23 protein-coding genes and 1 tRNA gene are annotated in these 22,474 nt (G+C 51.2%); 23 read left to right on the top strand and 1 reads right to left on the bottom strand.

Annotated features, from left to right (window positions below; translation table 11 throughout):
• Position 1 precedes the first annotated feature (1 nt).
• Together Q4E64_RS05140 and Q4E64_RS05135 are read left to right on the top strand one after the other, a co-directional pair.
• On the top strand, positions 2 to 634 hold the full coding sequence (locus Q4E64_RS05140; protein ID WP_303166675.1) for a histidine phosphatase family protein: 633 nt from the start codon (positions 2 to 4) through the stop codon (positions 632 to 634).
• A gap of 209 nt (positions 635 to 843) precedes the next feature.
• On the top strand, positions 844 to 1,134 hold the full coding sequence (locus tag Q4E64_RS05135) for a zinc-ribbon domain containing protein (protein ID WP_303166674.1): 291 nt from the start codon (positions 844 to 846) through the stop codon (positions 1,132 to 1,134).
• Between the two features lie 145 nt (positions 1,135 to 1,279).
• Here Q4E64_RS05135 and Q4E64_RS05130 read toward each other — a convergent pair whose 3' ends face one another.
• Positions 1,280 to 2,377 carry a type II secretion system protein GspD gene (locus Q4E64_RS05130; RefSeq protein ID WP_303166673.1) on the bottom strand — a complete coding sequence of 366 codons (1,098 nt, stop codon included), beginning with the start codon at positions 2,375 to 2,377 and terminating at the stop codon, positions 1,280 to 1,282.
• Positions 2,378 to 2,568: 191 nt separating this feature from the next.
• On the opposite strand from Q4E64_RS05130, the gene Q4E64_RS05125 reads away from it, so the two are divergent.
• The 21 genes from Q4E64_RS05125 to Q4E64_RS05025 all read left to right on the top strand — a co-directional run bounded on the left by Q4E64_RS05125 (position 2,569) and on the right by Q4E64_RS05025 (position 22,452).
• Positions 2,569 to 3,747: a GspE/PulE family protein gene (locus Q4E64_RS05125; protein WP_303166672.1), complete on the top strand. Its 1,179-nt coding sequence runs from the start codon at positions 2,569 to 2,571 to the stop codon at positions 3,745 to 3,747.
• Positions 3,737 to 4,729 carry a type IV pilus twitching motility protein PilT gene (locus Q4E64_RS05120; protein WP_303166670.1) on the top strand — a complete coding sequence of 331 codons (993 nt, stop codon included), beginning with the start codon at positions 3,737 to 3,739 and terminating at the stop codon, positions 4,727 to 4,729. Before Q4E64_RS05125 ends, Q4E64_RS05120 begins: the two co-directional genes overlap by 11 nt.
• A 207-nt stretch (positions 4,730 to 4,936) precedes the next feature.
• Positions 4,937 to 6,226, top strand: a complete 1,290-nt coding sequence (locus tag Q4E64_RS05115) for an NCS2 family permease (RefSeq protein ID WP_368501517.1) — start codon at positions 4,937 to 4,939, stop codon at positions 6,224 to 6,226.
• A 91-nt stretch (positions 6,227 to 6,317) separates the two neighbouring features.
• Complete coding sequence (locus Q4E64_RS05110; RefSeq protein WP_303166668.1) at positions 6,318 to 6,722, top strand: type II toxin-antitoxin system RelE/ParE family toxin; 405 nt, start codon at positions 6,318 to 6,320, stop codon at positions 6,720 to 6,722.
• A 101-nt stretch (positions 6,723 to 6,823) separates the two neighbouring features.
• Positions 6,824 to 7,117 carry a DNA-binding transcriptional regulator gene (locus tag Q4E64_RS05105; RefSeq protein ID WP_303166667.1) on the top strand — a complete coding sequence of 98 codons (294 nt, stop codon included), beginning with the start codon at positions 6,824 to 6,826 and terminating at the stop codon, positions 7,115 to 7,117.
• Positions 7,118 to 7,509: 392 nt separating this feature from the next.
• Positions 7,510 to 8,652 carry a cobalt-precorrin-5B (C(1))-methyltransferase CbiD gene (gene cbiD, locus Q4E64_RS05100; RefSeq protein ID WP_303166665.1) on the top strand — a complete coding sequence of 381 codons (1,143 nt, stop codon included), beginning with the start codon at positions 7,510 to 7,512 and terminating at the stop codon, positions 8,650 to 8,652.
• A gap of 2 nt (positions 8,653 to 8,654) precedes the next feature.
• On the top strand, positions 8,655 to 9,356 hold the full coding sequence (gene cobI, locus Q4E64_RS05095; protein ID WP_303166663.1) for a precorrin-2 C(20)-methyltransferase: 702 nt from the start codon (positions 8,655 to 8,657) through the stop codon (positions 9,354 to 9,356).
• A complete protein-coding gene (cobM, locus tag Q4E64_RS05090; RefSeq protein WP_303166662.1) occupies positions 9,356 to 10,141 on the top strand; it encodes a precorrin-4 C(11)-methyltransferase in 786 nt (261 codons plus the stop codon). The genes cobI and cobM overlap by 1 nt, the downstream gene beginning before the upstream one ends.
• A 5-nt stretch (positions 10,142 to 10,146) precedes the next feature.
• Positions 10,147 to 11,214, top strand: coding sequence for a cobalt-precorrin 5A hydrolase (locus Q4E64_RS05085; RefSeq protein WP_303166661.1), 1,068 nt, complete (start codon positions 10,147 to 10,149; stop codon positions 11,212 to 11,214).
• Positions 11,215 to 11,226: 12 nt separating this feature from the next.
• Positions 11,227 to 11,958: a precorrin-3B C(17)-methyltransferase gene (gene cobJ / locus Q4E64_RS05080; protein WP_303166659.1), complete on the top strand. Its 732-nt coding sequence runs from the start codon at positions 11,227 to 11,229 to the stop codon at positions 11,956 to 11,958.
• Positions 11,955 to 12,752: a precorrin-6A reductase gene (cobK, locus tag Q4E64_RS05075; protein ID WP_303166657.1), complete on the top strand. Its 798-nt coding sequence runs from the start codon at positions 11,955 to 11,957 to the stop codon at positions 12,750 to 12,752. Before cobJ ends, cobK begins: the two co-directional genes overlap by 4 nt.
• Positions 12,740 to 13,954 (top strand): precorrin-6y C5,15-methyltransferase (decarboxylating) subunit CbiE, encoded by a 1,215-nt coding sequence (cbiE, locus tag Q4E64_RS05070; RefSeq protein WP_303166655.1) that lies wholly within the window; start codon positions 12,740 to 12,742, stop codon positions 13,952 to 13,954. Before cobK ends, cbiE begins: the two co-directional genes overlap by 13 nt.
• Before the next feature lies 1 nt (position 13,955).
• Entirely contained in the window at positions 13,956 to 15,320 is a 1,365-nt protein-coding gene (locus Q4E64_RS05065; protein ID WP_303166654.1) for a cobyrinate a,c-diamide synthase, read from the top strand.
• 73 nt (positions 15,321 to 15,393) lie between these two features.
• A complete protein-coding gene (gene cbiB / locus Q4E64_RS05060) occupies positions 15,394 to 16,356 on the top strand; it encodes an adenosylcobinamide-phosphate synthase CbiB (protein WP_303166653.1) in 963 nt (320 codons plus the stop codon).
• Between the two features lie 18 nt (positions 16,357 to 16,374).
• Positions 16,375 to 17,463, top strand: coding sequence for a histidinol-phosphate transaminase (locus Q4E64_RS05055; RefSeq protein ID WP_303166652.1), 1,089 nt, complete (start codon positions 16,375 to 16,377; stop codon positions 17,461 to 17,463).
• Positions 17,438 to 18,565: a hypothetical protein gene (locus tag Q4E64_RS05050; protein ID WP_303166650.1), complete on the top strand. Its 1,128-nt coding sequence runs from the start codon at positions 17,438 to 17,440 to the stop codon at positions 18,563 to 18,565. Before Q4E64_RS05055 ends, Q4E64_RS05050 begins: the two co-directional genes overlap by 26 nt.
• 1 nt (position 18,566) lies before the next feature.
• Positions 18,567 to 20,087, top strand: a complete 1,521-nt coding sequence (locus tag Q4E64_RS05045) for a cobyric acid synthase (RefSeq protein WP_303166649.1) — start codon at positions 18,567 to 18,569, stop codon at positions 20,085 to 20,087.
• Positions 20,087 to 20,617 (top strand): cob(I)yrinic acid a,c-diamide adenosyltransferase, encoded by a 531-nt coding sequence (locus Q4E64_RS05040; RefSeq protein ID WP_303166648.1) that lies wholly within the window; start codon positions 20,087 to 20,089, stop codon positions 20,615 to 20,617. The genes Q4E64_RS05045 and Q4E64_RS05040 overlap by 1 nt, the downstream gene beginning before the upstream one ends.
• Before the next feature lie 48 nt (positions 20,618 to 20,665).
• Positions 20,666 to 21,295: a precorrin-8X methylmutase gene (locus Q4E64_RS05035; protein ID WP_303166647.1), complete on the top strand. Its 630-nt coding sequence runs from the start codon at positions 20,666 to 20,668 to the stop codon at positions 21,293 to 21,295.
• Positions 21,296 to 21,414: 119 nt separating this feature from the next.
• A tRNA-Asn gene (locus Q4E64_RS05030) sits at positions 21,415 to 21,490 on the top strand.
• A 185-nt stretch (positions 21,491 to 21,675) separates the two neighbouring features.
• Positions 21,676 to 22,452 carry an enoyl-CoA hydratase/isomerase family protein gene (locus tag Q4E64_RS05025; protein WP_303166646.1) on the top strand — a complete coding sequence of 259 codons (777 nt, stop codon included), beginning with the start codon at positions 21,676 to 21,678 and terminating at the stop codon, positions 22,450 to 22,452.
• Positions 22,453 to 22,474: the final 22 nt, after the last annotated feature.

Raw genomic sequence — 22,474 nt, 5'->3', positions numbered from 1 at the left:
GATGGGCAAAATTTATTTAATCCGCCACGGCGAAACGGATAGCAACAAGGGGCATCGCTTTCAGGGGCAGATGGATTTGCCGCTGAACGGCACCGGACTGGCGCAGGCGCGGCAGATGGCGCGGTATATGGCCGATAAGCGGATCGACGTTATTTATTGCAGCTCCATGCTGCGCGCCTGCATGACGGCCGCCGAGCTGGCTTTGAGCAAGAATTTAGCCTATAAGCCCATGGATTTACTGAAGGAAATCAGCTTCGGCGATTGGGAGGGTCTGGAGTACGGTGAAATCAACCGCCGTTGGCCTAAAGAAATGGAAGCCTTTTTGCATCGCCCGGCCGAGTGGGAGCCGCCTAACGGCGAAACCTTCGCCGCCGCGCAGCGGCGCTGTCGGCTGGCCTTTGAGCAGATTTTTGCCGAGCAGGGCCACGATAAGAATATTGCCATCGTATCCCACGGCGGTATTATCCGTTTGCAGCTATGCCTGGCCTTGGGCATTCCGCTGAATAATTTGTGGCGCTTGAGCGTCTATAACGTGTCCGTATCTACCTTGAGCGACTGGCAGGGATCGTTGTGCGTGGATACGATGAACGTGGCGGATTTTCTGGCCGGCAGCGTGGAGGCGCACGTTGTTTAAGCAGGCTGTGAAATTTTTACCGTAAGATGCAATAATTTACATAACTTTTGTTGACTTTTGTTAGTTGCTAATATATACTGATATTAGTGTATCTCAGTGGTCCGTTTAAGTTACTAACTTCTTCTATCATAGATGACGGAGGAAAGCGCGAGTAGATCTTAAGGCGTTCTGTGGGGTATGTGTTATCTATGATTAGGAGTGATCAAACAATGAAAGAAGACAAGACTTTAACCTGCTGCGAGTGCGGCAACGAATTCGTATTCACCGCTTCCGAGCAAGAATTTTATGAAGAAAAGGGCTTCACCAACGAACCCCGCCGCTGCCCGGCTTGCCGTCAGGCTCGTAAACAACGCATGGGCATCGCTACCGAGCGTCCTCAACGCGAAATGTTCCCCGCAGTTTGCGCTGAATGCGGTAAGGAAACCATGGTTCCCTTCAAACCCTCCAACGATCGTCCGGTATACTGCCGCGATTGCTTCAACGAGCGTAAAAACCACTAATTTTAACGCTTAAACAAGAATCAAGGACTGCTGCTTATGGCGGCAGTCCTTACATCGTTTACAATGGTTTTTGGAGCTTGGTCATAGTAAAAACTTATATAAAACTTATATATTTCCGGCTGCCTGCATTATGCAGGCAGCTTTTTTATGCTGCGGGTCTTTTTTCCTGGCTTAAAGCCTGGTTATAAATTGCGGGGGAGACGCCTGCTTCCGTAATGTGAGGCGTTAAAAGCAGCAGCACTTCTACCTTGCTGCGTTTTTTGGTGCGGCTTTTAAACAGATTACCTAACAGAGGCAGGTCGCCCAGGAAGGGAACCTTTTGCAGCGAGTTTTGTTCTTCTTCGTTGATTAAGCCGCCGATGACTAAGGTTTCGCCGCTGAACATGCGCACGTTAGTATCCGCAGTACGGCTGGTAATGCGGTAATTATGCAGTTCGCTGATAAGGATGGGAGTACTGACTTCTGTGTGTACCTGAGCTGTGACCATGCGTCCGTCGCTACTGACCAGGGGCGTATATTGCAGCTTAATACCGGCGTCCAGATATTCTGTGGACATATAGGAACCGCTGTTATCGTGCTTTTCTGTCTGCACAGGAATATGGTCGCCGATAAAAATGCTGGCTTCTTTGCCGGGAATGGTGATGATGCGCGGCGTAGCCAATACTTTAGCTTTGCCCCGGCTGATGAGGGCGTTAAGCGTAGCGTTGAAGCGAAAGGCGTAGCCGTGCCAGAATTTAAAATTGCCGTCATAGCTATTGGCGTCGGCATCCGTGTCTTCGTTGTTGTCGTCGGTACCGCGTTGCGGAATAGTATCCCAGTTCCAGTTAACGCCCAGACTCTTGTTATGCTCCTGGCTGACAGCGATAATTTTAGCTTCCAGCGTTACTTGTTTGCTGGGGACGTCTAACCGGCGCAGTACGTCCGCCAGCTTTTGCTGTTCCTGCGACGTACTGTGCAGCAATAAACTGTTAGTAATGGAGTCCACGCTCAGCTGACCTTTAAATAAGCCTTTCAAGGCGTCGGCAGCTTCGACGGCTTTGGCGTAGCTGAGTGTATGTACCTGCAGTATAGCGGGCGGTTGCGGCGCCGGAACGGCGGCAGGCGCTGCAATCGGTTGGCGCAGGGAAGCCGGAGCCAGAAAGGGATTACGGTTTTCTGCCTGGGCAAAGCAGCTTACGGGTGCATTGAAATAAAATAATGTAAAGGCGGCTAACAGAATAAGAAGGCTTAATAGATTTTTCATGATTTCTCCTTTTTTGCGTTTGGTACTTGATGCATCAATCATATTGTAACCCAAGAAAAAAGTCTTTGCAAGATAAAATAGAGAAAAATTAGAAAATTTTGATAAGTATCTTGCAAAAAGAAAAAATTCTGTTAGAATGATAGTAGCGAATGCTGCAGCGCGCGATAATAAAAGCTAGAGGAGCTAAACAGATGGAGATGAATAATACAAGTAAATTGGCACAGCAGCTGTTATGGCAGGCTATAGAGCTGCGAGCCAGCGACGTACACGTGGAGCCTTTGGAGGACGGCGTGTGCGTGCGTATCAGGGTGGACGGACTATTGCAGGAGCTGTGCCGTTTGCCCTTGAGCCAATACAGTACGCTGCTGACCCAGCTCAAGGTGCAGTCGGGTATGGATATTGCTGAAAAGCGCGTGCCTCAGGATGGGCGCTGGCAGCTGCAGCGGGAGGGCTGTCAGATTGATTTGCGCTTGTCTACTTTGCCGACGATTAACGGCGAGAAAGCGGCAATTCGTATTTTGCAGAGAGAGCAGCAGCTTTTGGCTTTATCGGGGCTGGGGCTGAGCGAGGATAATTTCAGCTTGTATAAAAGAATGTGCCAGTCGGGCAATGGATTATTACTGCTTACGGGACCGACCGGCAGCGGCAAGACCACCGCTTTGTACGCCACGCTGCGGGAATTGCAGCAGGAGGGCCTGAATTTGGTGACTATTGAAGACCCGGTGGAATACAAGCTGCCCGGCGTTAATCAGGTGGCGGTGAACCGCAAGGCCGGACTTGATTTTGCTGCGGGCCTGCGGGCTCTGGTGCGGCAGGATCCGGATATCATTATGCTGGGCGAGATACGCGACCGGGAAACGGCCGCTATGGCCGTGCAGGCGGCGCTAACGGGGCACCTTGTTTTAAGTACGCTGCATACTAATAGCGCCGTAGGCGCGATAGCGCGGCTGTTGGATATGGGGGTTGCGCCCTATCTGCTGGCTGCCGTGCTGCGGGGCGTGCTTGCTCAGCGTTTGGTGCGGCGTGTTTGCCCGCATTGTAGCGAGGAATATGCACCGGAGGCTGCCGAGCGGCGTTATTTGGGAATGGTCAATGGATTAAATACTTTGCGTCGCGGCAGGGGCTGCAGCTGCTGCCGCCGTACCGGGTACTGGGGACGGCTAGCGGTACAGGAGCTTTTACCGGTGGAGGAAAATCTGGCAGAACTCATCAGCTGCCGTGCACCGCGTGCTGCGCTGCTGCAGGCCGGTGCTGACAACGGCTGGCGCAGCCTGTATGCCGACGGCAGGGATAAGGCGCTGGCAGGGCTGACTACGGTAGCGGAGCTGTGGCGTGTAGGGATAAGCGAGGAGCGGGGTTATGTTGAATGATTTATTGCAAAAAGCCAGGGTGGCAGGCGCGTCAGACCTGCATTTGACTATTGGCTGTGTGCCTGTAATGCGTGTCTTGGGGATTTTGCAGCCGCTGGCAGAACGAATAGTGAGCCGGGAGGACTTAGCCGCTGCTATAGCTTTGTTGCCTGTTTGGGCGCAAGATGCTTTAAAACGGCAAGGGGAAGCGGACTGCGCTTGGACGGACGGGCAGGGGCAACGCTGTCGTTGGAATGTTTTCCGCCAGAGAGGCGAATATGCGGCGGCAATACGCTTGTTGAGCGATACTGCGCCTGATTGCGTTGCTTTAGGCTTGCCTGACGCTTTGTGCCGGCAATTAGAAAAGCGGCAGGGACTGATATTGGTTACGGGACCGACCGGTAGCGGCAAAAGTACTACGCTGGCGGCGTTGGTACAGCAGCTTAACCGTACGCAGGCCTTGCATATTGTGACGCTGGAGGACCCTGTAGAATATTGTTACGAGGCGGGGCTGGCGCTGATTCATCAGCGGGAGGTGGGGCGTGATACCGAAAGCTTTGCCAGCGGCCTGCGCAGCGCTCTGCGTGAAGATCCGGATGTCATTTTGGTAGGCGAGCTGCGGGATGCGGCAAGCATAGCTATTGCGCTGACTGCGGCGGAAACGGGGCATTTAGTTTTGGCTACCATGCACACCGGCGACGTAAGCAGCAGCGTCAGCCGTATTTTAGAAGCGCTGCCGCAGAATCAGCAGCAGGCGCGCAGTCAGCTGGCAGCCTGCTTACAAGCTGTAGCTTGTCAAAAGTTGCTGCCGCGGGCTGATGGGAAAGGGCGTGTTGCGGCTTTTGAGCTGCTTATCGCTACGGACGCGCTACGTACCTTGATTCGCGAGGGACAGATACATCAGCTGTCATCTTATATTCAGATGGGCGGCAGGTTAGGAATGCTGACCATGGAGGAAAGTATTAAAAGGCTGCGGCAAAATGGCATCATTAACATAAGGTAGTAAGCGCAGTTCAGTATATCGATCTAAAAAGGCTCCCATGCAAGGGAGCCTTGCACGGTTTGACGGTTCTTCTAATCAAAAAGTAGGAAATTTTATGTCAGCATAACGGATATTTATGTTATACTTGATATATATTTCGATGTATGGGGAGGAAGTGCTGTGAAATTTTTTGAAAGGCGTTTTAAGCTGAAAGAAAATAATACTACCATGAAAACAGAAATTACGGCCGGTTTGACTACCTTTATGACTATGGCGTATATTTTGGTGGTTAATCCCAGTATTTTAGCCAGAACCGGCATGGATTATAACGCCTTACTGACTGTTACCTGTCTTTCGGCGGCTTTAGGTACGTTGTTTATGGCTTTTTTCGCTAATTATCCTTTCGCTTTGGCGCCTGGAATGGGCCTGAACGCTTATTTTGCCTATACTGTGGTTTTGCAGTATGGCTATAGCTGGCGGACGGCTTTAGCTGCTGTTTTTGTAGAGGGCTTGATTTTTATTTTCCTTTCGGCTGTTAATGTGCGTGAAGCAATTTTTAACGCTATTCCTATGAACATGAAGAAGGCCGTCAGCGTAGGCATCGGTTTGTATATCGCCTTTATCGGCCTGCAAAATGCCAATATAGTTGTTAATAACGCCGCTACCTGCGTGGCTTTGGGGAATGTTAAATCTGTGCCGGTGGCCTTGGCGCTGATTGGTACGGTTATTACGCTGGTACTGGTAATACGAAAAGTGATGGGAGCGCTGCTGTTTGGCATTCTCATTACCTGGGTGTTAGGCATTGTATGCCAGCTTACAGGTCTGTATCATATCGATGCGGCAAGCGGAGCCTATTCCTTGATTCCTTCCGGGATTATGGCCATGCCTCCCAGTATAATGCCCATCGCCGGGCAGCTGAGCTTTTCCGGTATTTCTATTTTTGATTTTATCGTTATATTATTTGCCTTCCTGTTTGTAGATTTATTCGATACATTGGGAGTTTTGATTGGCGTTTCGGAAAAGGCCGGCTTTTTAGACAAAACCGGTAAACTGCCGCGCATTAAGGGCGCGCTTTTTGCCGATGCCGCAGCTACTACGATAGGCGCCTGCCTGGGGACTTCTACCGTTACTACCTTTGTGGAATCGGCCTCCGGTGCGGCTGACGGCGGCAGAACGGGTATGACGGCCTTTACAACCGCTATGTTGTTTTTAGTGGCGCTGCTGTTTTCGCCTGTTCTGACTGCTGTTCCTGCTTTCGCCACAACGCCTGCGCTGCTGATAGTAGGGTTATTCATGACAGAAAATGTAACAGCTATCAATTTTAAGGATTACACGGAGGGATTTCCTGCCTTCGTTACTATCTTGATGATGGTAGTAACCTACAGTATTTCCGAAGGCTTGGTTTTCGGCGTTATTTCTTATGTGCTGCTGAAGCTTTTGAGCGGCAGGGGTAAGGAGCTGCATCCGGTTATCGTTATTGTCGGCATTTTATTTTTGCTGAAGCTGTTGTTAGCGTGAGGATGTTTATGCTATTTGGTTTGTAACTATATACGTAGAAAAAGCTGTTTGTTAAAATAATTCTGTCGGTAAAAATATTGCCGCTTTGTTCTTGGCTTTAGATCTTCTTGAAAAGCCCTATTCAATAGGGTATAATAATTATGGGGGAGCTGATTTAGTGGAAATAAAAAGGACTTTTATCCAAACCAGCGCTTTTTCCAAAGCTTGGGCAGATCTTGGATTTACTGATACAGATTTAAGAAGGTTAGAAAATGAGCTGCTGCAAAATCCTAAAGTAGGGGACGTAATACGCGGCACAGGAAAAATGCGTAAAATGCGTTTTGCTTTTGAAGGTCGTGGTAAAAGCGGTAGCACACGCGTTTGTTATGTTGATTTTGAAATAAAAGAAACTATATATTTGTTAGCTGTTTTCGCTAAAAATGAAATTGATAATCTTTCTAAAGCGGAAAGAAATGAATTAAGAGATTTAATTGATGTTCTTGAGGCCAATTTGTAAAGTCCATTATATCATGGGTTTGACTAAGCCGATTACACAAATATGTTATTTTACGGAAGCTGTTTTTGGCTTCTGAATATATTATACGAGGAGTGAGGAGCATGAGCGAAGCTTTTGGTATTTTAGCTGGAGCTTTGAATGAAGCTATTGCCGATACTAAGGTTAAAAATTTAAAAAGAACGATTCGCCATATAGAAATTGAGCCTTTGTCCTCTTTTTCTTCCAGCGAAATTAAGCAAATACGTCAAGGTATTGGTTTCACTCAGGATTTATTTGCTAAATATTTCGGCGTTTCTACAAAAACAGTCGAAGCTTGGGAGTCTGGCCGCAATAAACCCTCTGGGCCGTCGGCAAGATTATTGAGCCTTATAGCGGAAAGAAAAATTTGCATCTAGTAATCTTTGCTAATACGTTAAAGACGCCATACTTTGGCAATGCGATATCTTTTCCTAGTAGGGCTGAGTTTTTTATCGTTAAGGTATTGGATTTTATACGGATTTATGCTATAATAAACAAAGCTATTGGTGTAGGTGCAGTATGCCTAAATGGTAAGATGGTTCACTCCATACGGTCCCGCCGCTGTGCAGGCACAAAGTCTAAGTCAGCAGCCAGCCTACGCTGTTCTCTGAATCCACGAGTGATGGAGACAGTGGGTTTTCTAATTGCCGCGAGTTATCGTCATTAGTAAATTCTGTCTTTATGACTTCTGTCGGATTCGGCAGAAGTCTTTTCTTATTATCAATAATTCATCTTATATGGTAAGATAGCTTGTAAAGGAGAAGTGGCTGTGGAGGAATATCAATTTTCGCAGGGCAAGAACCTGCGCTGCGGTTATACGACCGGCAGCTGCGCTACGGCCGCGGCTAAGGCGGCAGCCAGAATGCTGCTTACAGGCGAGCGTGTGGATACGGTGCGCATAGATACGCCCAAGGGGATTGTCCTGGATTTGGAGCCCTTGGAGGTGGAGATTACCGCCGCTTATGCCAGCTGCGCTATCCGCAAGGATTCCGGCGACGATCCGGACGATACCCATGGGATTTTGGTGTACGCCAGAGTGGAAAAATGCGCTGAACCCGGCGTGACCATCGAAGGCGGCGTAGGCGTGGGCCGCGTAACGAAGCCCGGACTTGCCTGTCAGGTGGGCGGGCCGGCTATTAACCCGACGCCAAGACGCATGATTACAGCCGAGGTGCGGCAGGTGATGGAGCAGGAGGGCTATAAGGGCGGCCTGCTGGTAACTATTTCTATGCCCGCAGGCGTGGAGATTGCCAAGAAAACCTTCAATCCCCGTTTAGGCATTATCGGCGGACTGTCGGTGCTGGGAACCAGCGGTATTGTGGAGCCTATGAGCGAAAAGGCGCTGATTGAAACCATGTATGTGGAAATCAAGGCGCAGCAGGCCAGGGGCAACAAAAATCTCTTGGTATTTTTCGGCAATTACGGCGAGGACTTTACCCGCGATATTATGCACCTGGATTTGGAGGGCGCGGTTACCTGCAGCAATTTCGTCGGCGAGCTTTTGGATTACGCCGTATTCTGCGGCTTTGAGACGCTGCTTTTGATAGGCCATTCCGGCAAGCTGGTGAAGCTGGCCCAGGGTGTGATGAATACCCATTCCAAATACGCGGACTGCCGCACGGAGCTGTTTGCGCTGGAGGCTATGTTCCATGGCGCTTCGGTAGAGGTGGGCAAGGAAATTTACGGCTGCCTGACTACCGACGAGGTTACGAAGATTTTGCAGCGGGAGCATTTATTCGAGCCCGTTATTGAAAAAGTAACGGAAAAAATTGATTTTTACATGCAGCATAGGGTGCATGGCAAAATAAAAACTGCAGCTTTGATGTTTTCTAATGTTTACGGCATTTTGGGCAAAACTAAGTATGCAGATGATTTAATCCAATTACACAAGCAAAAAGGAGAATGTGAGTGACTATGAGAGGTAAACTTTATAGCGTTGGTATTGGCCCTGGCGATCCAGAACTGATGACGCTGAAATCTGTGCGTTTGCTGAAGGAGTGCGACGTAGTAGCGTTGCCTAAAGGCGACACTGATGTGATGACGGCAAAGGAAATCGTTAATCAGATCGTTAATCTGGACGAAAAGGAACAAGTAATCATCTATATGCCGATGACAAAGAATATGGCTGCAATGGATAAGGCTCACCGCGAGGGCGCCGACGCCATTGAGAAGCTGCTGGATGAAGGTAAGAACGTGGTGTTTATCACCTTGGGCTGCCCTACGGTTTACGCAACCTGCATTTATGTGCATAAGCTGGTGCTGGCCGACGGCTACGACGCCGAGCTGGTGGCGGGAGTAACATCTATTTGCGCCGTGGCTGCTAAGCTGAATACTTCCCTGTGCGAAAGGGCGGAACCCTTGATTGTGCTGCCCGGCAGCTATAAGGAATCCTCGAAATTTTTGGACGGCCCCGGCAATAAGGTGCTGATGAAATCCGCCAGCGAGATTGGCCGTGTGCGCGACGAGCTGCGCGCTAAGGGCCTGATTAAAAACGCAGGCATGGTAGAACGCTGCGGTCTGCCGGGCGAGAAGGTGTACCGCAATCTGGAGGAAATCGATCCTGCCAGCAGTTATTTCTCGGTTATTTTGGTGAAAGAAAAGGAGTTTGATAAGTAATGATTTATTTTATTGGCGCAGGCCCCGGAGCTGCTGATTTGATTACTGTAAAAGGTAAAGAATTATTGGAAAAGGCGGATCTGTGCATTTATGCAGGCTCCCTGGTCAATCCCGAACTGCTGAAATACTGCAAGCCCGAATGCGTGATTATGAACAGCGCCCACATGACCTTGGAAGAGGTTATTGCGGCCATGGTTCCCGCCGCTCAGGAGGGTAAGCTGGTTGTACGCCTGCACACCGGCGACCCCAGCGTTTACGGCGCGCACCGCGAGCAGATCGACCTGCTGCGCGGTTACAATCTGGATTACGAAATTGTGCCCGGCGTAAGCTCCTTCTGCGCTGCCGCCGCCGTTCTGAAAGCGGAATACACTCTGCCCAACGTAAGCCAATCCGTAATTATTACTCGTATGGAGGGACGCACTCCCGTGCCGAACCATCAGAAGATTGCCGATTATGCGGCGCACAAGGCTACTATGGTTATCTTCCTGAGCAGCGGTATGCTGGAAAAATTACAGGTGGAGCTGGTTAAGGGCGGTTACACCAACGATACGCCGGCAGCCATCGTTTACAAGGCCAGCTGGCCAGATGAAAAGGTTATTCGCTGCACCGTCGGCACTCTGGCTGAAAGCGCCGCTAAGTACGGCATCAACAAAACCGCGCTGATTACCGTCGGCGGCTTCCTGGGCAACGAATACGACCGCAGCGAGCTGTATAACCCGACTTTCGCTCACGGCTTCCGCGAGGCGGACCCCAGCAAGCTGAACATAAAACCAGAGGTTAAATAAGCGTTATGCAGGCGGCAATCTATTCCTTTTCCGTCCGCGGGGCGGAGTTGAGCAAAAAGGTATGCCGATATTTGCAGAGCGTGGGCTATGAGGTGACTAACCGCACTACAGCCAGGTATGCGGAGCAGACGGGGCTGGAGCCTATGCTGCCCGACCATAACGCAGTCTGCGCCGCAGATTTTAACCGCTGCCAGACGCTGGTTTTTGTGGGCGCTGTGGGGATTGCTGTGCGCACTATCGCGCCCTTTATCAAAAGCAAGCTGACCGATCCGGCGGTACTGTCACTGGACGAGCGTGGGAATTTTGTCATTCCGCTTTTGTCAGGGCATATCGGCGGCGCTAATGAAATGGCCCGTTGCCTGGCGGCCGCTTTAGGCGCTGCGGCCTGCGTGACTACCGCTACCGACGTCAACGGCTTGTTTGCCGTGGACGAATGGGCGGCGCGTAACGCTATGGTTTTGTGTTCGCTGAAAGCGGCTAAAGATTTTGCCGCCGCGCTGGTGGATAATCAAAAAGTCGGGCTATATGTGGACGCGGGCGTACAAATTCAGGGCGAGCTGCCGCGGCAGGTGGAACTAAGCGACAGCCTGCCGGTTGGCATGGCGGTAACGCTGAACAAAAATTTGCAGCCGTTCGCTACTACAGTACGCCTGCTGCCACGCATTGTGCATCTGGGCATCGGCTGCCGCCGCAATACGCCTTTGGAAAATATAGAAGCGCTGGTACTGCCGCAGCTGGAAGCCCTTGGGCTGGATAAACGCTGCGTGGCCGGTATCGCTTCCGTAGATTTGAAAAAAGACGAGCAGGGGCTATTGGCCTTTGCCCGTAAATATAACTTTCCTGCCGCTTTTTATACCGCCGTTGAGCTGAACGCGGTGGAGGGCGATTTTACGCCTTCTTCCTTTGTGCAGAGCGTGGTGGGCGTCAGCAATGTCTGCGAGCGCAGCGCTGTGAAGGACAGTGCAGGCGGCAGGCTGTTGCTGCGCAAAACGAGCCTGAACGGCGTAACGCTGGCTGTGGCGGCAGAGGACCTGGTGTTGGATTTTGGACATACGGGTCTTAAAACTAAGTAAGGATGGTGCAAAATGTCCAAATTATATGTTGTGGGCCTGGGCCCCGGCGGTGTTGAGCAAATGACGAAAAGAGCCTACGACGCTCTTATGGCCTGCGACGTGATTGCCGGCTACCATGTATATGTTAATCTGATAAAAGAAGATTTTGCCGGGAAGGAATTTCTTTCCACAGGTATGCGCAAGGAGGTTGACCGCTGCAAGCTGGCGCTGGACGAAGCCTTGAAGGGCAAGACCGTGGCTATGATTTCCAGCGGCGACGCAGGCGTATACGGCATGGCCGGTATTATGTGCCAGGTAGCTAAGGAGCATCCGGAAATTGAAATAGAGGTTATTCCCGGCATTACGGCTGCCTGCTCCGGCGCAGCTGTTTTGGGCGCGCCGCTGATCAGCGATTTCTGCCTGATTTCCCTCAGCGATTTGCTGACTCCCTGGGAAAAGATTGCGAAACGTCTGGACTGCGCTTCCAAGGCTGATTTCTGCATCTGCCTGTACAATCCGTCCAGCTTTAAGCGCCACGACTACCTGCAAAAGGCCTGCGATATTATGCTGCAGAACCAGCCGGGCACTATTCCCGCAGGTATCGTGCGCAATATCGGCCGCGAGGGTCAGTCCTACGAGCTGACCACTTTGGCAGAGCTGCGCGATAAAGAGGTGGACATGTTCTCCACCGTTATTATCGGCAATACGCAGACCGAGGTAATCAACGGCCGTTTAGTAACCCCGCGCGGTTACAAGCTGGCATGAAACCGGTTATTTGGCTGATTGGCGGCACCAGCGAAGGCCGCCGTCTGATTAAGGAGCTGGCGTCCTATCCGGTGCAGCTTTTCGTCAGCGTAGCCACGCAGTACGGAGCGGCACTGATCGAGCCTCAGGATAATTTAACCGTTGTAGCCGAGCGCATGGACGAGGAGACGATGCGAGCCTTTCTGCGCCAGCACAGGCCCGACTGCGTTATCGACGCTACCCATCCCTACGCTACGGTGGTGACGGCGACGGTGAAAGCGGCCTGCGAAAAAGAGGGCTGCCATTACCTGCGCTTGGTGCGACCGGCAGGCGAGAGCGGCAATTATATTACTGTCCATGATTTCGGCGAGGCGGTGGAGCTGCTTAACCATTTGGAGGGCAACATCTTTCTGACCACAGGCAGCAAAAACCTGCCTGATTTTACAGCGGTCAAGGATTATGCCGAGCGTATAGCTCTGCGCATTCTGCCCATGGAAAGCAGCCTGCAAAGCGCCTTGAGCCTGGGATATAAGCCCGCGCATATCGTATGTATGCAGGGACCCTTCGCCAGGGATCTGAATATCGCCATGCTGAAAAAATTCGGCAGCAAGTATATGGTGACTAAGGATTCGGGCAGTGTGGGCGGTTTTGAGGAAAAGGCGGAGGCTGCGGAAGCGGCCGGAGCCAGGCTGATCGTCATCGGACGTTCCGGACAGGAAAGCGGCGCAGGTTTTAGCGAGATAATCGCTTATCTGCGCGAAAAGTATAAATCAGCTGCCAGTGGTATTGTAGGAGAACAGCAATGCTTAGAGTAAATATAATCGGTATCGGCCCCGGCAATCCCGATCTTTTGACCGGCGCTGCCCGTCAGGCTATTGCCGAAAGCAATATTTTGATTGGCGATAAAAGAATGCTTTCTGCCTTTGCAGAAAACGGTAAAAAGGTATATGATACTATCAAGACCTCCGCTATTGCCGCAATTGCCGCGCAGGCCGATCCTGAAAAGGACGTGATAGCGGTGCTGGTTTCCGGCGACGTGGGTTTTTTCAGTCTGGCCAGGACCATCAGCGGCAAGCTGCCGGACTGCGAATGTGTGCGTTACTGCGGCATTAGCAGCTTGGTGTATTTTGCCGCCAAGCTGCAAATGGCCTGGGACGACGCTAAAATCGTCAGCATGCACGGCAGGCAGCAGAACCTTGTGACTGCGGTTGCGCAGAACAAAAAGGTCTTTTCTTTGACCGGCGGCGACAATTCGCCGCAAAGCCTGTGCGCACAGCTGTGCGAGCATGGCCTGGGGCATGTGCAGGTCTATGTGGGCGAAAACCTGTCCTATCCCGAAGAGAAGATTACCAGCGGCACGGCGGAACAGATTAGTGCCTTGCAGTTTCCGTCTTTGTCCGTGATGATGCTGCTCAACGAGAAGGCCGGCGGCTTTGCCCCCATAGTACACGGTTTGGCCGACGAGCTGTTTTTGCGCAGCAAGGTGCCCATGACCAAGCAGGAGGTACGCAGCGTATCCATGTCCAAGCTGATGCCTAAAGCGACGGATCTGATTTATGATATCGGCGCCGGCACGGGCTCCTGCTCCATCGAGCTGGCACTGCTGGCTAAGGATGGTAAAGTGTGGGCCTTTGAGCGCAATCCGGTGGCGGTAGAGCTGCTGGGGAAGAACAAAGCGCTGTTCGGCGTGCAGAATCTGGAGATCGTAGCGGGTGAGGCCTTGGAAAATATTCGCTCCATGCCCGCCCCCGACTGCGTTTTCGTAGGCGGCAGCGGCGGCGATTTGTGTGAAATGCTGGACGTAATCTACGCCAAGAACAGCGGCTGCCGCGTGGTAATCAACGCCATTACGGTGGAAACGCTGGCGGAGGTTGCGGCCTACTACAGGGATCGTCAGGATTACTCCCTGGAGATAGTCAATGTTTTTGTTGCCCGTAGCAAGCATTTGGGCAATTATAATTTGATGATGGCGCAAAATCCTGTATATGTAATGACTGCTTTGAAAAAGGAAGATTAGCATGGCTGAAATCAAGGTGCCTCGTTTTATGATTAGCGCGCCGGGCAGCGGCAGCGGCAAAACAACTATCGTCTGCGGGCTGCTCAAGGCGCTGATGGACAAAGGGCTGGCGGTAGCCGCCTTTAAATCCGGACCCGACTATATCGACCCCATGTTCCATTCCCGCGTGATTGGCGCCAAGTCCCGTAATCTGGACATCTTCATGCTGGGGAAGGAAACGGCCCGTTATTTGGTGGCTAAGAATTGCCGCCGGACGGATATCGCCGTTTTTGAAGGAGCCATGGGCTATTACGACGGTATGGGCAAAACGTCGGAGGCCAGCGCCTACGACCTGGCCTGTACCTGCGACACGCCAGTAGTCCTGGCGGTCAACGGCAAGGGAGCCGCCTTATCCATTGCCGCAATGATTAAGGGTTTCAAGTATTTCCGTCCTGACAGTCATATTGCGGGAGCTATCCTGAACAATGTTAATCCCATGAGCTACCTTTTCTATAAGGAGGTCATCGAGCAGGAGACTGGCGTAAAGCTTTTGGGCTATTTCCCTGTGATGCAGGACTGCAATTTTGAAAGCCGTCATCTCGGCCTGGTAACAGCCGAGGAGATTGGCGATTTGCAGCAGATTGTAGAGCGTTTGGCGGTGCAGGCGGCTAAGTCCATTGATTTGGACGGCCTTGTGGCCCTTGCACGGCAGGCCGCGCCTTTGACGTATACGCCGGTAGGCCTTGAACCGGTGGGCAAGGTGCGCGTGGCTATCGCCAGGGATAAAGCTTTTTGTTTTTATTACCAGGATGCGCTGGACCTGCTTACGGAGCTGGGAGCGGAGCTGGTTCCCTTCAGTCCCTTGACGGATAAGCATTTGCCTGCGGATTGCAGCGGCTTGGTTTTGGGCGGCGGCTATCCGGAGCTTTATGCGGCGCAATTAGCGGATAATAAGGAAATGCTGCAGGAGGTAAAGGCCGCCCTAGACGGCGGTATGCCTTGCTTTGCCGAATGCGGCGGCTTTATGTATCTGCTGGAGCGCTACCGCGAGGGGGAGCAGACCTATAATTGGGTAGGCGCTCTGCCGGGAGAAACGGCTATGACGAAGAAGCTGACCCGTTTTGGTTATGTCCACCTGACGGCGCAGCAGGACAATGTGCTGTGCGCCAAGGGCGGCAGGATCAATGGGCATGAGTTCCATTATTCTGACAGTACCAATAACGGCAGCAGCTTTGTGGCTGCCAAGGCTTCGGGCCGCGGCAGTTGGGAATGCGCGACGGCTACGTCTACGATGTACGCCGGGTATCCGCACATTCATTTGTGGGGCAACGTGGATTTTGCCCGCAGCTTTGTAACGCGCTGCTGCGCTTATAAAGCTGAAAAATAACGCGCTGTGAAGCGCTTTGTCTGCAGCTGTGCTGCAAATTTACTGGCAAGCAATGTTTGAAGGGGATGGATCTATGTTATCATTGACCGCTATTATAGCGGGCTTCATTTTAGACTTAATATTCGGAGATCCCCATTGGCTGCCACATCCCATTTGTTTAATCGGCAACATGATCGGTTTTTTGGAGCGCAATCTGCGCAGGCTGCTGGAGCCTGGGAAATGGGCCTTGCTGTGCGGCGGCGCCTTGATGGTGGCGATTGTTGTAGTCGTCTCCTTCGCCGTACCTTACGCCATCCTGTATTGCGCAGGGCAGGTACATCCGTGGCTGCGCTGGGCTTTGGAAACCGTTATGTGCTACCAGATTTTTGCGACTAAGTGCCTGCGGGACGAAAGCATGAAAGTCTTTACCGCCCTGCAGAGCGGAGACCTGGCCGACGCCAGAGTAAAGCTTTCCTGGATCGTGGGCCGCGATACGCAGAACCTGGACGAGGAGGAAGTAACTAAGGGCGCGGTGGAAACCGTAGCTGAAAATACTGCCGACGGCATTATAGCGCCTATGCTGTATATGTTCTTAGGCGGCGCGCCTTTAGCCTTTTTATACAAGGGCATCAATACCATGGATTCCATGGTGGGCTATAAAAATGATAAGTTCCTGTATTTTGGACGTTGCGCGGCCAAGCTGGATGATTTGGCTAATCTGATTCCGGCGCGCATTACGGGACTGGTAATGATTATGGCGTCGTATTTTCTTAATATGGACGCTAAAAACGCCTGGAAAATCTTCTGGCGCGACCGTTATAATCATTTAAGTCCCAATTCAGCCATGACGGAGTCGGTGACGGCCGGCGCCTTGAACATTCAGCTGGGCGGCGATCATTTTTATTTCGGCAAGCTGGTACATAAGGACACCATTGGCGACAATTTGCGGCCTGTGCGTCCTGATGATATTGCAGCGGCCAATAATTTGTTGTATATGACGGCGGTGCTGTGTTTACTGCTGTTTTCATTGGTATATTTAGTTAATATTTTACTTTAAAGAACTGAGGGTGTAGTAATGTACAAGTATGAGCATGGCGGCGATATCTATACAGAAGAAACTACTGCTGATGGTAAGCCTTTGGTGGATTTTTCTGCCAACATCAACCCTCTAGGTTTACCGTTAGGTGTAAAAGAAGCTATTAAAGCGGCGATTAAGGACTGCGATAATTATCCTGACCCTTTTTGCCGTAAGCTGCGTGAAGCTACAGCCGCTTATTTGAATGTTAAGCCAGAATATCTTTTCTTTGGCAACGGCGCTTCCGACCTGTTGTTCCGTGTGGCTATTGCTTTGAAGCCGGTGCGCGGCATGGTGTATGCGCCTACCTTTACGGATTACGCAAAGGCTCTGCGGGCTGCGAAGTGTAATGTCAGAAACTATTATTTACTTGAAGAAAACGACTTTTTGCCTACTAAGAATATTGTCGGTAAAATGACGACGCGTACAGATATTTTTATTATCTGCAATCCCAATAATCCTACGGGACAGATTACGAGCCGCGCCGTTATTGAACGTATACTGCAAAAATGTCGCGTTATAAATTGCAAGCTTTTAGTAGACGAATGCTTCATGGATTTTGTCGCGCCGGAAAAAGCTTTCAGCGTGCGCGATTTGCTGGAGCGGTATCCGGAGCTGATTGTTATGAAGGCGTTTACTAAAACCTTTGCCATGCCAGGCGTGCGTTTGGGCTATTTGATGTGCTCTGATATGGAATTCCTCGATAAGCTATACGCAAGCGGTCAGGACTGGAGCGTATCCGTGCTGGCGCAGGCTGCGGGCATTGCAGCTTTGAAGGAACAGGAGTACCTGCATGAATCGATGATGCTGGTACAGGAGGAACGTCAATATCTTATTTCTCAGCTGACTGCTTTAGGCGCTAAGGTCTACGGTTCGGAGGCTAATTACGTTTTCTTCCGTTTGACTGAACCAAAACGCCTGGACAAGCTATTGCGGGAGCAGGGATATATTATCCGTTCCTGCGCTAATTATGATAATTTGGAACGGGGTTATTATCGCGTTGCGGTGAAAACGAGAGTGCTGAACCGCGGTCTGATTAAAGCGATTAAGGAAGCAAAAAAGCATGCGCTCTTTATTAATTTTAATTGACGGTCTGGGGGACGAGCCGATTCCGGCCTGGCAGGGGCAGACGCCGTTTGACCATGCCAGCCATCCGGCTATGGACGCTTTGGCAGCAGCCGGAGGCGTCAGCTTTCTCAGTATATGTGAAAAAGATATTGTGCCGGAAAGCTGTAGCTGCATTCTGCGGCTTTTAGGCGTAGCCAAGCAGGATATTCCTCACAACAGGGCGTATTTGGAGCTGCTGGCCCAGGGCAGGGATATTTCGGAATATGAGATGGTCTTGCGCTGCAATTTGGCGGCGGTGGACGAAAAAGGCAGCTTAGCCGCGTTCAACGGCCGGGGGTTGACGGCGGAGGCCATGCGCCGTGTCGCCCAGGCTTGCGATAATGTGCTGAGGGATATTGAATTTATCCATCTGTCGGAATACCGTAACCTGCTTATTATGAATAAGGAGGCGGCCGTTCTGGATTGCGACGTGCGTCCGCCGCACGAAAGCGTGGGCGGCAACGCGGAGGCGCTACTGGAGCCCTTGCGTCGGCAGTCTTTGTCCATCAGTTATTTTCTAAATGAAACTAACAAGCGCCTGGCTCCCTTCGCTCATGACGGACTGCATTATGTGCTGTATCCCTGGGGCGCTTCGGCACGGCAGACGTTGCCATCATTTACCGGTCTGCACGGACTGCGGGGAGGGGCGGTCTGCAAGGCCGAAATTGTGGCGGGCATAGCCAGAGCCTTAGGAATGGAGGTGTGCATTCCTCCTAAGGCTACGGGAGATGTGGATACGGATATTGCCGCTAAAGCGGAGGGCGCCTTGAACCTCCTGGAGCGCAATGATTTCGTGATCGCTCATTTCAACGGCTCCGACGAAGCCGCTCACCGGTATGATTATGCGGCCAAGGCAGATTTTATTGCCCGCATCGATAAAGAGTTTTTGCAGACTGTCAGCAGCCGTTATCATGAGCCCTTAAAGGTTGTCGTTTGCGGCGATCACGTAACCAGCTCGGTAACGGGTAAGCATGGCGACGGCTGCACGCCTGTGGTGGCGGGGTATCTTAACGCGCCGCCGCGGCTCTGCGTTTTTGACAGCTACCGCCAGATATTGGACTTTTTGATGAAAGAGAGTGGTTAAAGTGGCAAAAGCAATAATGGTAGTCGGTACCATGTCCAATGCCGGTAAAAGCCTGCTTACGGCAGGTCTGTGCCGCGTTTTTAATCAGGATGGTTATAAGGTAGCGCCCTTTAAATCTCAAAATATGGCGCTTAATTCCTTTATTACCAGGGAAGGGGCCGAAATGGGCCGCGCTCAGGTTGTACAGGCTGAGGCTGCCAATATCGAGCCCAGCGTATTGATGAACCCCATTTTGCTCAAGCCTACCAGCGACAGCGGCTCTCAGGTAATTGTCAACGGCGAAGCCATCGGTACCATGCGCGCCGGGGAGTATTACGCCATGAAGCATACGCTGCGCCCCAAAGTGCAGGAAGCTTTTGACGCTTTGGCCGCCCAGTACGATATAGTATGTATCGAGGGTGCGGGCAGCCCTGCTGAAATTAACATTAAAAAGGACGATTTTGTCAATATGGGCATGGCTAAAATGGCTAAGGCTCCGGTGCTTTTGGTAGCGGATATTGACCGCGGCGGCGTTTTTGCCTCTATTTACGGCACGCTGATGCTGCTGGAGGAGGACGAGCGTGCCATGGTCAAGGGCGTTGTCATCAATAAATTCCGCGGCGACGTAGAAATTTTGCGCCCGGGCTTGAAAATGATTGAGGATAAAACCGGCGTACCCGTCATAGGCGTGCTGCCCATGCTCAACGTGGATATCGAAGACGAGGACAGCCTGTCGGAGCGCATCAGCGGCCGCAGCGAGGTTAATCTGGTGGATATAGCCGTAGTGCGTATTCCCAGAATGTCCAATTATACCGACTTTAACGTGTTCGAGCTGATTCCAGGCGTATCCCTGCGCTATGTGCAGAATGTGCGCGATTTGGGCAACCCTGATATGATTATTATTCCCGGTACGAAAAATACCATCGGCGATCTGAAATGGCTGCGTCAGAGCGGTATGGAAGCCGCTATTTTGAAGCATGCCAGCAACGGCGTCGTTATTTTTGGCGTTTGCGGCGGCTATCAGATGCTAGGCAAAAATATTTCCGACCCTTATGGCGTAGAGGAGGGCGGCGATACTCCGGGTCTTGGTTTGCTGGATATAGAAACTTCCTTTATTGAGCATAAGCGTACCATTCAGATGGAGGGGCGCTTTGGCCAGATTAAAGGTATTTTCTCCGAGCTCAGCGGTATGCCGTTGTTTGGCTATGAGATTCATTCCGGCGTTACTAAATTCCCGGAGCAGGAAGCCTTGACTACCATTCACCCCATCCATGAAGCGGGGGAGGATATGCCTGAAGGCTCTCAGAACATTACTTATAAAATGAATGTGTACGGTACCTATGTACATGGCGTTTTCGACGGCGACGGTATTGCTGCGAAGATAGTGGAAGCGCTGCTGGCGAAAAAGGGCCTGCACATGGACGATATTAAAACCATCAATTTTGCCGACTACAAACGGCAGCAGTACGATATTCTGGCTGATAGCGTGCGCGCTAATCTGGATATGCCGAAGATTTACGAAATTCTGGAGGCTGGTGTCTGATGGAAAACGGCGGCCTGATTCATATTTACTGCGGTGACGGCAAGGGGAAAACGACGGCAGCCATTGGGCTGGCTGTGCGCTGCAGCGGTCACGGCAACCATGTGCTTTTAGTGCAGTTTCTCAAAAGCAGACCTACGGGAGAGCTGAAAAGCCTGGCCTTGCTGCCCGATATTGAGGTGATGCGCGGCAAGGAAACGAAGAAATTCACCTTTCAGATGAACGATGAGGAAAAGGCCCAGGTGAAGAGCGAGCATCTGGCTTTATTCGCAAAGGTTAAGCAGAAATGCGTGGACGAGCATATTGACCTGCTTATTCTTGACGAGGTTATCGGCGCCTGCAATACGGGCGTTTTTGATAAAGATGTTTTAGTTGATTTTCTGCGGCATAAGCCGCGGCAGATGGAGGTTGTGCTTACGGGCCGTAATCCTGCTCCCGAACTGGTGGAGCTGGCTGATTACGTTTCCGAAATCTGTAAGCGCAAGCATCCCTTTGAAAGGGGAATACCTGCGCGCACGGGCATCGAAAGATGAGCGCGCTCGAGTTTATCTCTCGTTTGGGTTGAGAAAGGTAGGAAGAAGATGCATTTACAAAACGTATTGCCTGCTGATATTGAAAAACGCAGCATGGAGATCATTGGCGAAGAATTAGGCCAAATTAAAATTGATCCTGAAAAGCTGGATATCGTCAAGCGCGTTATCCATACCTCCGCGGATTTTGATTATGCGCGTAATCTGCTGTTTTCGGACGGCGTAGTGGAAAAGGCCTTGGCAGCGCTGGAGAAAGGCGCGACCATCGTTACCGACACTAATATGGCCTGCACCGGCATCAATAAGATGGGGCTGAGTAAGCTGGGCGCTAAGGCAGTTTGCTTTATGGCTGACGCCGACGTGGCGGCCCGCGCTAAGGAGGCAGGCTCTACCAGAGCGGCTGCCTGCATGGAAAAGGCCTGTTCTATCGAAGGCCCGGTAATCATTGCCGTGGGCAACGCTCCTACGGCGCTGGTACGCCTAGACGAACTCGTAAAAGAAGGCAAAATTAAACCGGAGCTGGTTATCGGCGTGCCCGTAGGCTTTGTCAACGTGGTGGAATCTAAGGAAATCATTATGCGGACAGGTATTCCTTATATCGTTGCCCGCGGCCGCAAGGGCGGCAGCAACGTGGCGGCGGCTATCTGCAACGCGCTGATTTATAAGCTGACCCGCAAATAAGCCTGCGGTGTCAGCAACTGTAAAAATATCGCTTTAACCGCAGCTTTTTACAGGAAAACCGTTGACATTCAGCGGATATTTATGTATAATATACTTCGTTGATTGAAGATCAACCTTATTCCCCGATAGTTCAGCCGGTAGAACACCTGACTGTTAATCAGGGCGTCGTAGGTTCGAGTCCTACTCGGGGAGCCAGAAAAATTACGCCAGAATCGCAAGGTTCTGGCTTTTTTTATCATTAGTTATATTCTTGCATTTTAGCGAAGCATATGTTATACTTTAAATGACTAAAAAGTGTTGATTGTGAAGGCAGAGCTTCACGCAAACAAAAACCCGGAGCTGCCAGCTTCGGGTTTTTCAATAGCAAAGGAGTTGTTTTCATGGAAGAAGCCGTTTTATACGCTGTAGAAAATCATATTGCCACTATTACCATGAACCGTCCGAAAAGCCTTAATTCGATGAACGATGGACTTATCAATGGCCTGCATGACGCTTTGGATAAGGCTGAGGCCGACAGCGAGGTAAAGTGCATCGTGCTGACGGGCAACGGCAAAGCCTTTTGCGCAGGCGGGGATTTAAGCTATCTGAACGGGCTGACCGGTACGGCGGCTAAAAAAGCATTTATCGCTAAGGTAGGGGACGTAGCCAAGCGCATTACCGTTATGGAAAAACCGGTCATCGCTTATGTCAACGGCGTTACTGCCGGTGCAGGCGTGAATTTGATGCTGGCCTGCGATTTAATCTATGCTTCCAGCAAAGCTCGTTTTGGCGAAAGCTTTGCCAAGGTTGGCCTCATTCCTGACTGCGGCGGCCTGTACTTTTTGCCCAAGGCTATCGGCGTGCATAAGGCTAAGGAGCTGATGTTTACCGGCGACTTAATCGACGCGCCTACGGCGGCTGCCTTGGGGATGCTTAACCATGTGTGCGACGACGCCGAGCTGAAGGATAAGGTTTATGAGATGGCAGGGCGTTTGGCTGCCAGTGCTCCTCTGGCTATCGGCCTGACTAAGAAGTATCTGAACAATACGGCCCTGACCCTGGACGAGGTGCTGGCTATCGAAGAAACTACCCAGTCCCTGCTTATGGGTACCGACGACTGCAAGGAAGGCATAGCCGCTTTCTATGAAAAGCGTCCGCCTGCTTTTACGGGGAAATAACAAAATTTTTACGGAATCGTCA

It is taken from the genome of Phascolarctobacterium sp. (genome assembly GCF_030531065.1).
Lineage (GTDB): Bacteria > Bacillota > Negativicutes > Acidaminococcales > Acidaminococcaceae > Phascolarctobacterium_A.
This window is presented reverse-complemented; position numbering and strand designations above follow the sequence as displayed.

Excerpts from the sequence above, each read along its gene's own strand:
- cobM (WP_303166662.1), top strand. The coding sequence starts at position 9,356 with ATGATTTATTTTATTGGCGCAGGCCCCGGAGCTGCTGATTTGATTACT.
- Q4E64_RS05040 (WP_303166648.1), top strand. The coding sequence starts at position 20,087 with ATGGAAAACGGCGGCCTGATTCATATTTACTGCGGTGACGGCAAGGGG.
- Q4E64_RS05105 (WP_303166667.1), top strand. The coding sequence starts at position 6,824 with ATGAGCGAAGCTTTTGGTATTTTAGCTGGAGCTTTGAATGAAGCTATT.
- Q4E64_RS05050 (WP_303166650.1), top strand. The coding sequence starts at position 17,438 with ATGCGCTCTTTATTAATTTTAATTGACGGTCTGGGGGACGAGCCGATT.
- Q4E64_RS05065 (WP_303166654.1), top strand. The coding sequence starts at position 13,956 with ATGGCTGAAATCAAGGTGCCTCGTTTTATGATTAGCGCGCCGGGCAGC.
- Q4E64_RS05140 (WP_303166675.1), top strand. The coding sequence starts at position 2 with ATGGGCAAAATTTATTTAATCCGCCACGGCGAAACGGATAGCAACAAG.
- cbiE (WP_303166655.1), top strand. The coding sequence starts at position 12,740 with ATGCTTAGAGTAAATATAATCGGTATCGGCCCCGGCAATCCCGATCTT.
- Q4E64_RS05120 (WP_303166670.1), top strand. The coding sequence starts at position 3,737 with ATGTTGAATGATTTATTGCAAAAAGCCAGGGTGGCAGGCGCGTCAGAC.
- cbiB (WP_303166653.1), top strand. The coding sequence starts at position 15,394 with ATGTTATCATTGACCGCTATTATAGCGGGCTTCATTTTAGACTTAATA.
- cobK (WP_303166657.1), top strand. The coding sequence starts at position 11,955 with ATGAAACCGGTTATTTGGCTGATTGGCGGCACCAGCGAAGGCCGCCGT.
- Q4E64_RS05115 (WP_368501517.1), top strand. The coding sequence starts at position 4,937 with ATGAAAACAGAAATTACGGCCGGTTTGACTACCTTTATGACTATGGCG.
- cobI (WP_303166663.1), top strand. The coding sequence starts at position 8,655 with ATGAGAGGTAAACTTTATAGCGTTGGTATTGGCCCTGGCGATCCAGAA.
- Q4E64_RS05035 (WP_303166647.1), top strand. The coding sequence starts at position 20,666 with ATGCATTTACAAAACGTATTGCCTGCTGATATTGAAAAACGCAGCATG.
- cobJ (WP_303166659.1), top strand. The coding sequence starts at position 11,227 with ATGTCCAAATTATATGTTGTGGGCCTGGGCCCCGGCGGTGTTGAGCAA.
- Q4E64_RS05025 (WP_303166646.1), top strand. The coding sequence starts at position 21,676 with ATGGAAGAAGCCGTTTTATACGCTGTAGAAAATCATATTGCCACTATT.
- Q4E64_RS05125 (WP_303166672.1), top strand. The coding sequence starts at position 2,569 with ATGGAGATGAATAATACAAGTAAATTGGCACAGCAGCTGTTATGGCAG.
- Q4E64_RS05135 (WP_303166674.1), top strand. The coding sequence starts at position 844 with ATGAAAGAAGACAAGACTTTAACCTGCTGCGAGTGCGGCAACGAATTC.
- Q4E64_RS05085 (WP_303166661.1), top strand. The coding sequence starts at position 10,147 with ATGCAGGCGGCAATCTATTCCTTTTCCGTCCGCGGGGCGGAGTTGAGC.
- Q4E64_RS05055 (WP_303166652.1), top strand. The coding sequence starts at position 16,375 with ATGTACAAGTATGAGCATGGCGGCGATATCTATACAGAAGAAACTACT.
- Q4E64_RS05130 (WP_303166673.1), bottom strand. The coding sequence starts at position 2,377 with ATGAAAAATCTATTAAGCCTTCTTATTCTGTTAGCCGCCTTTACATTA.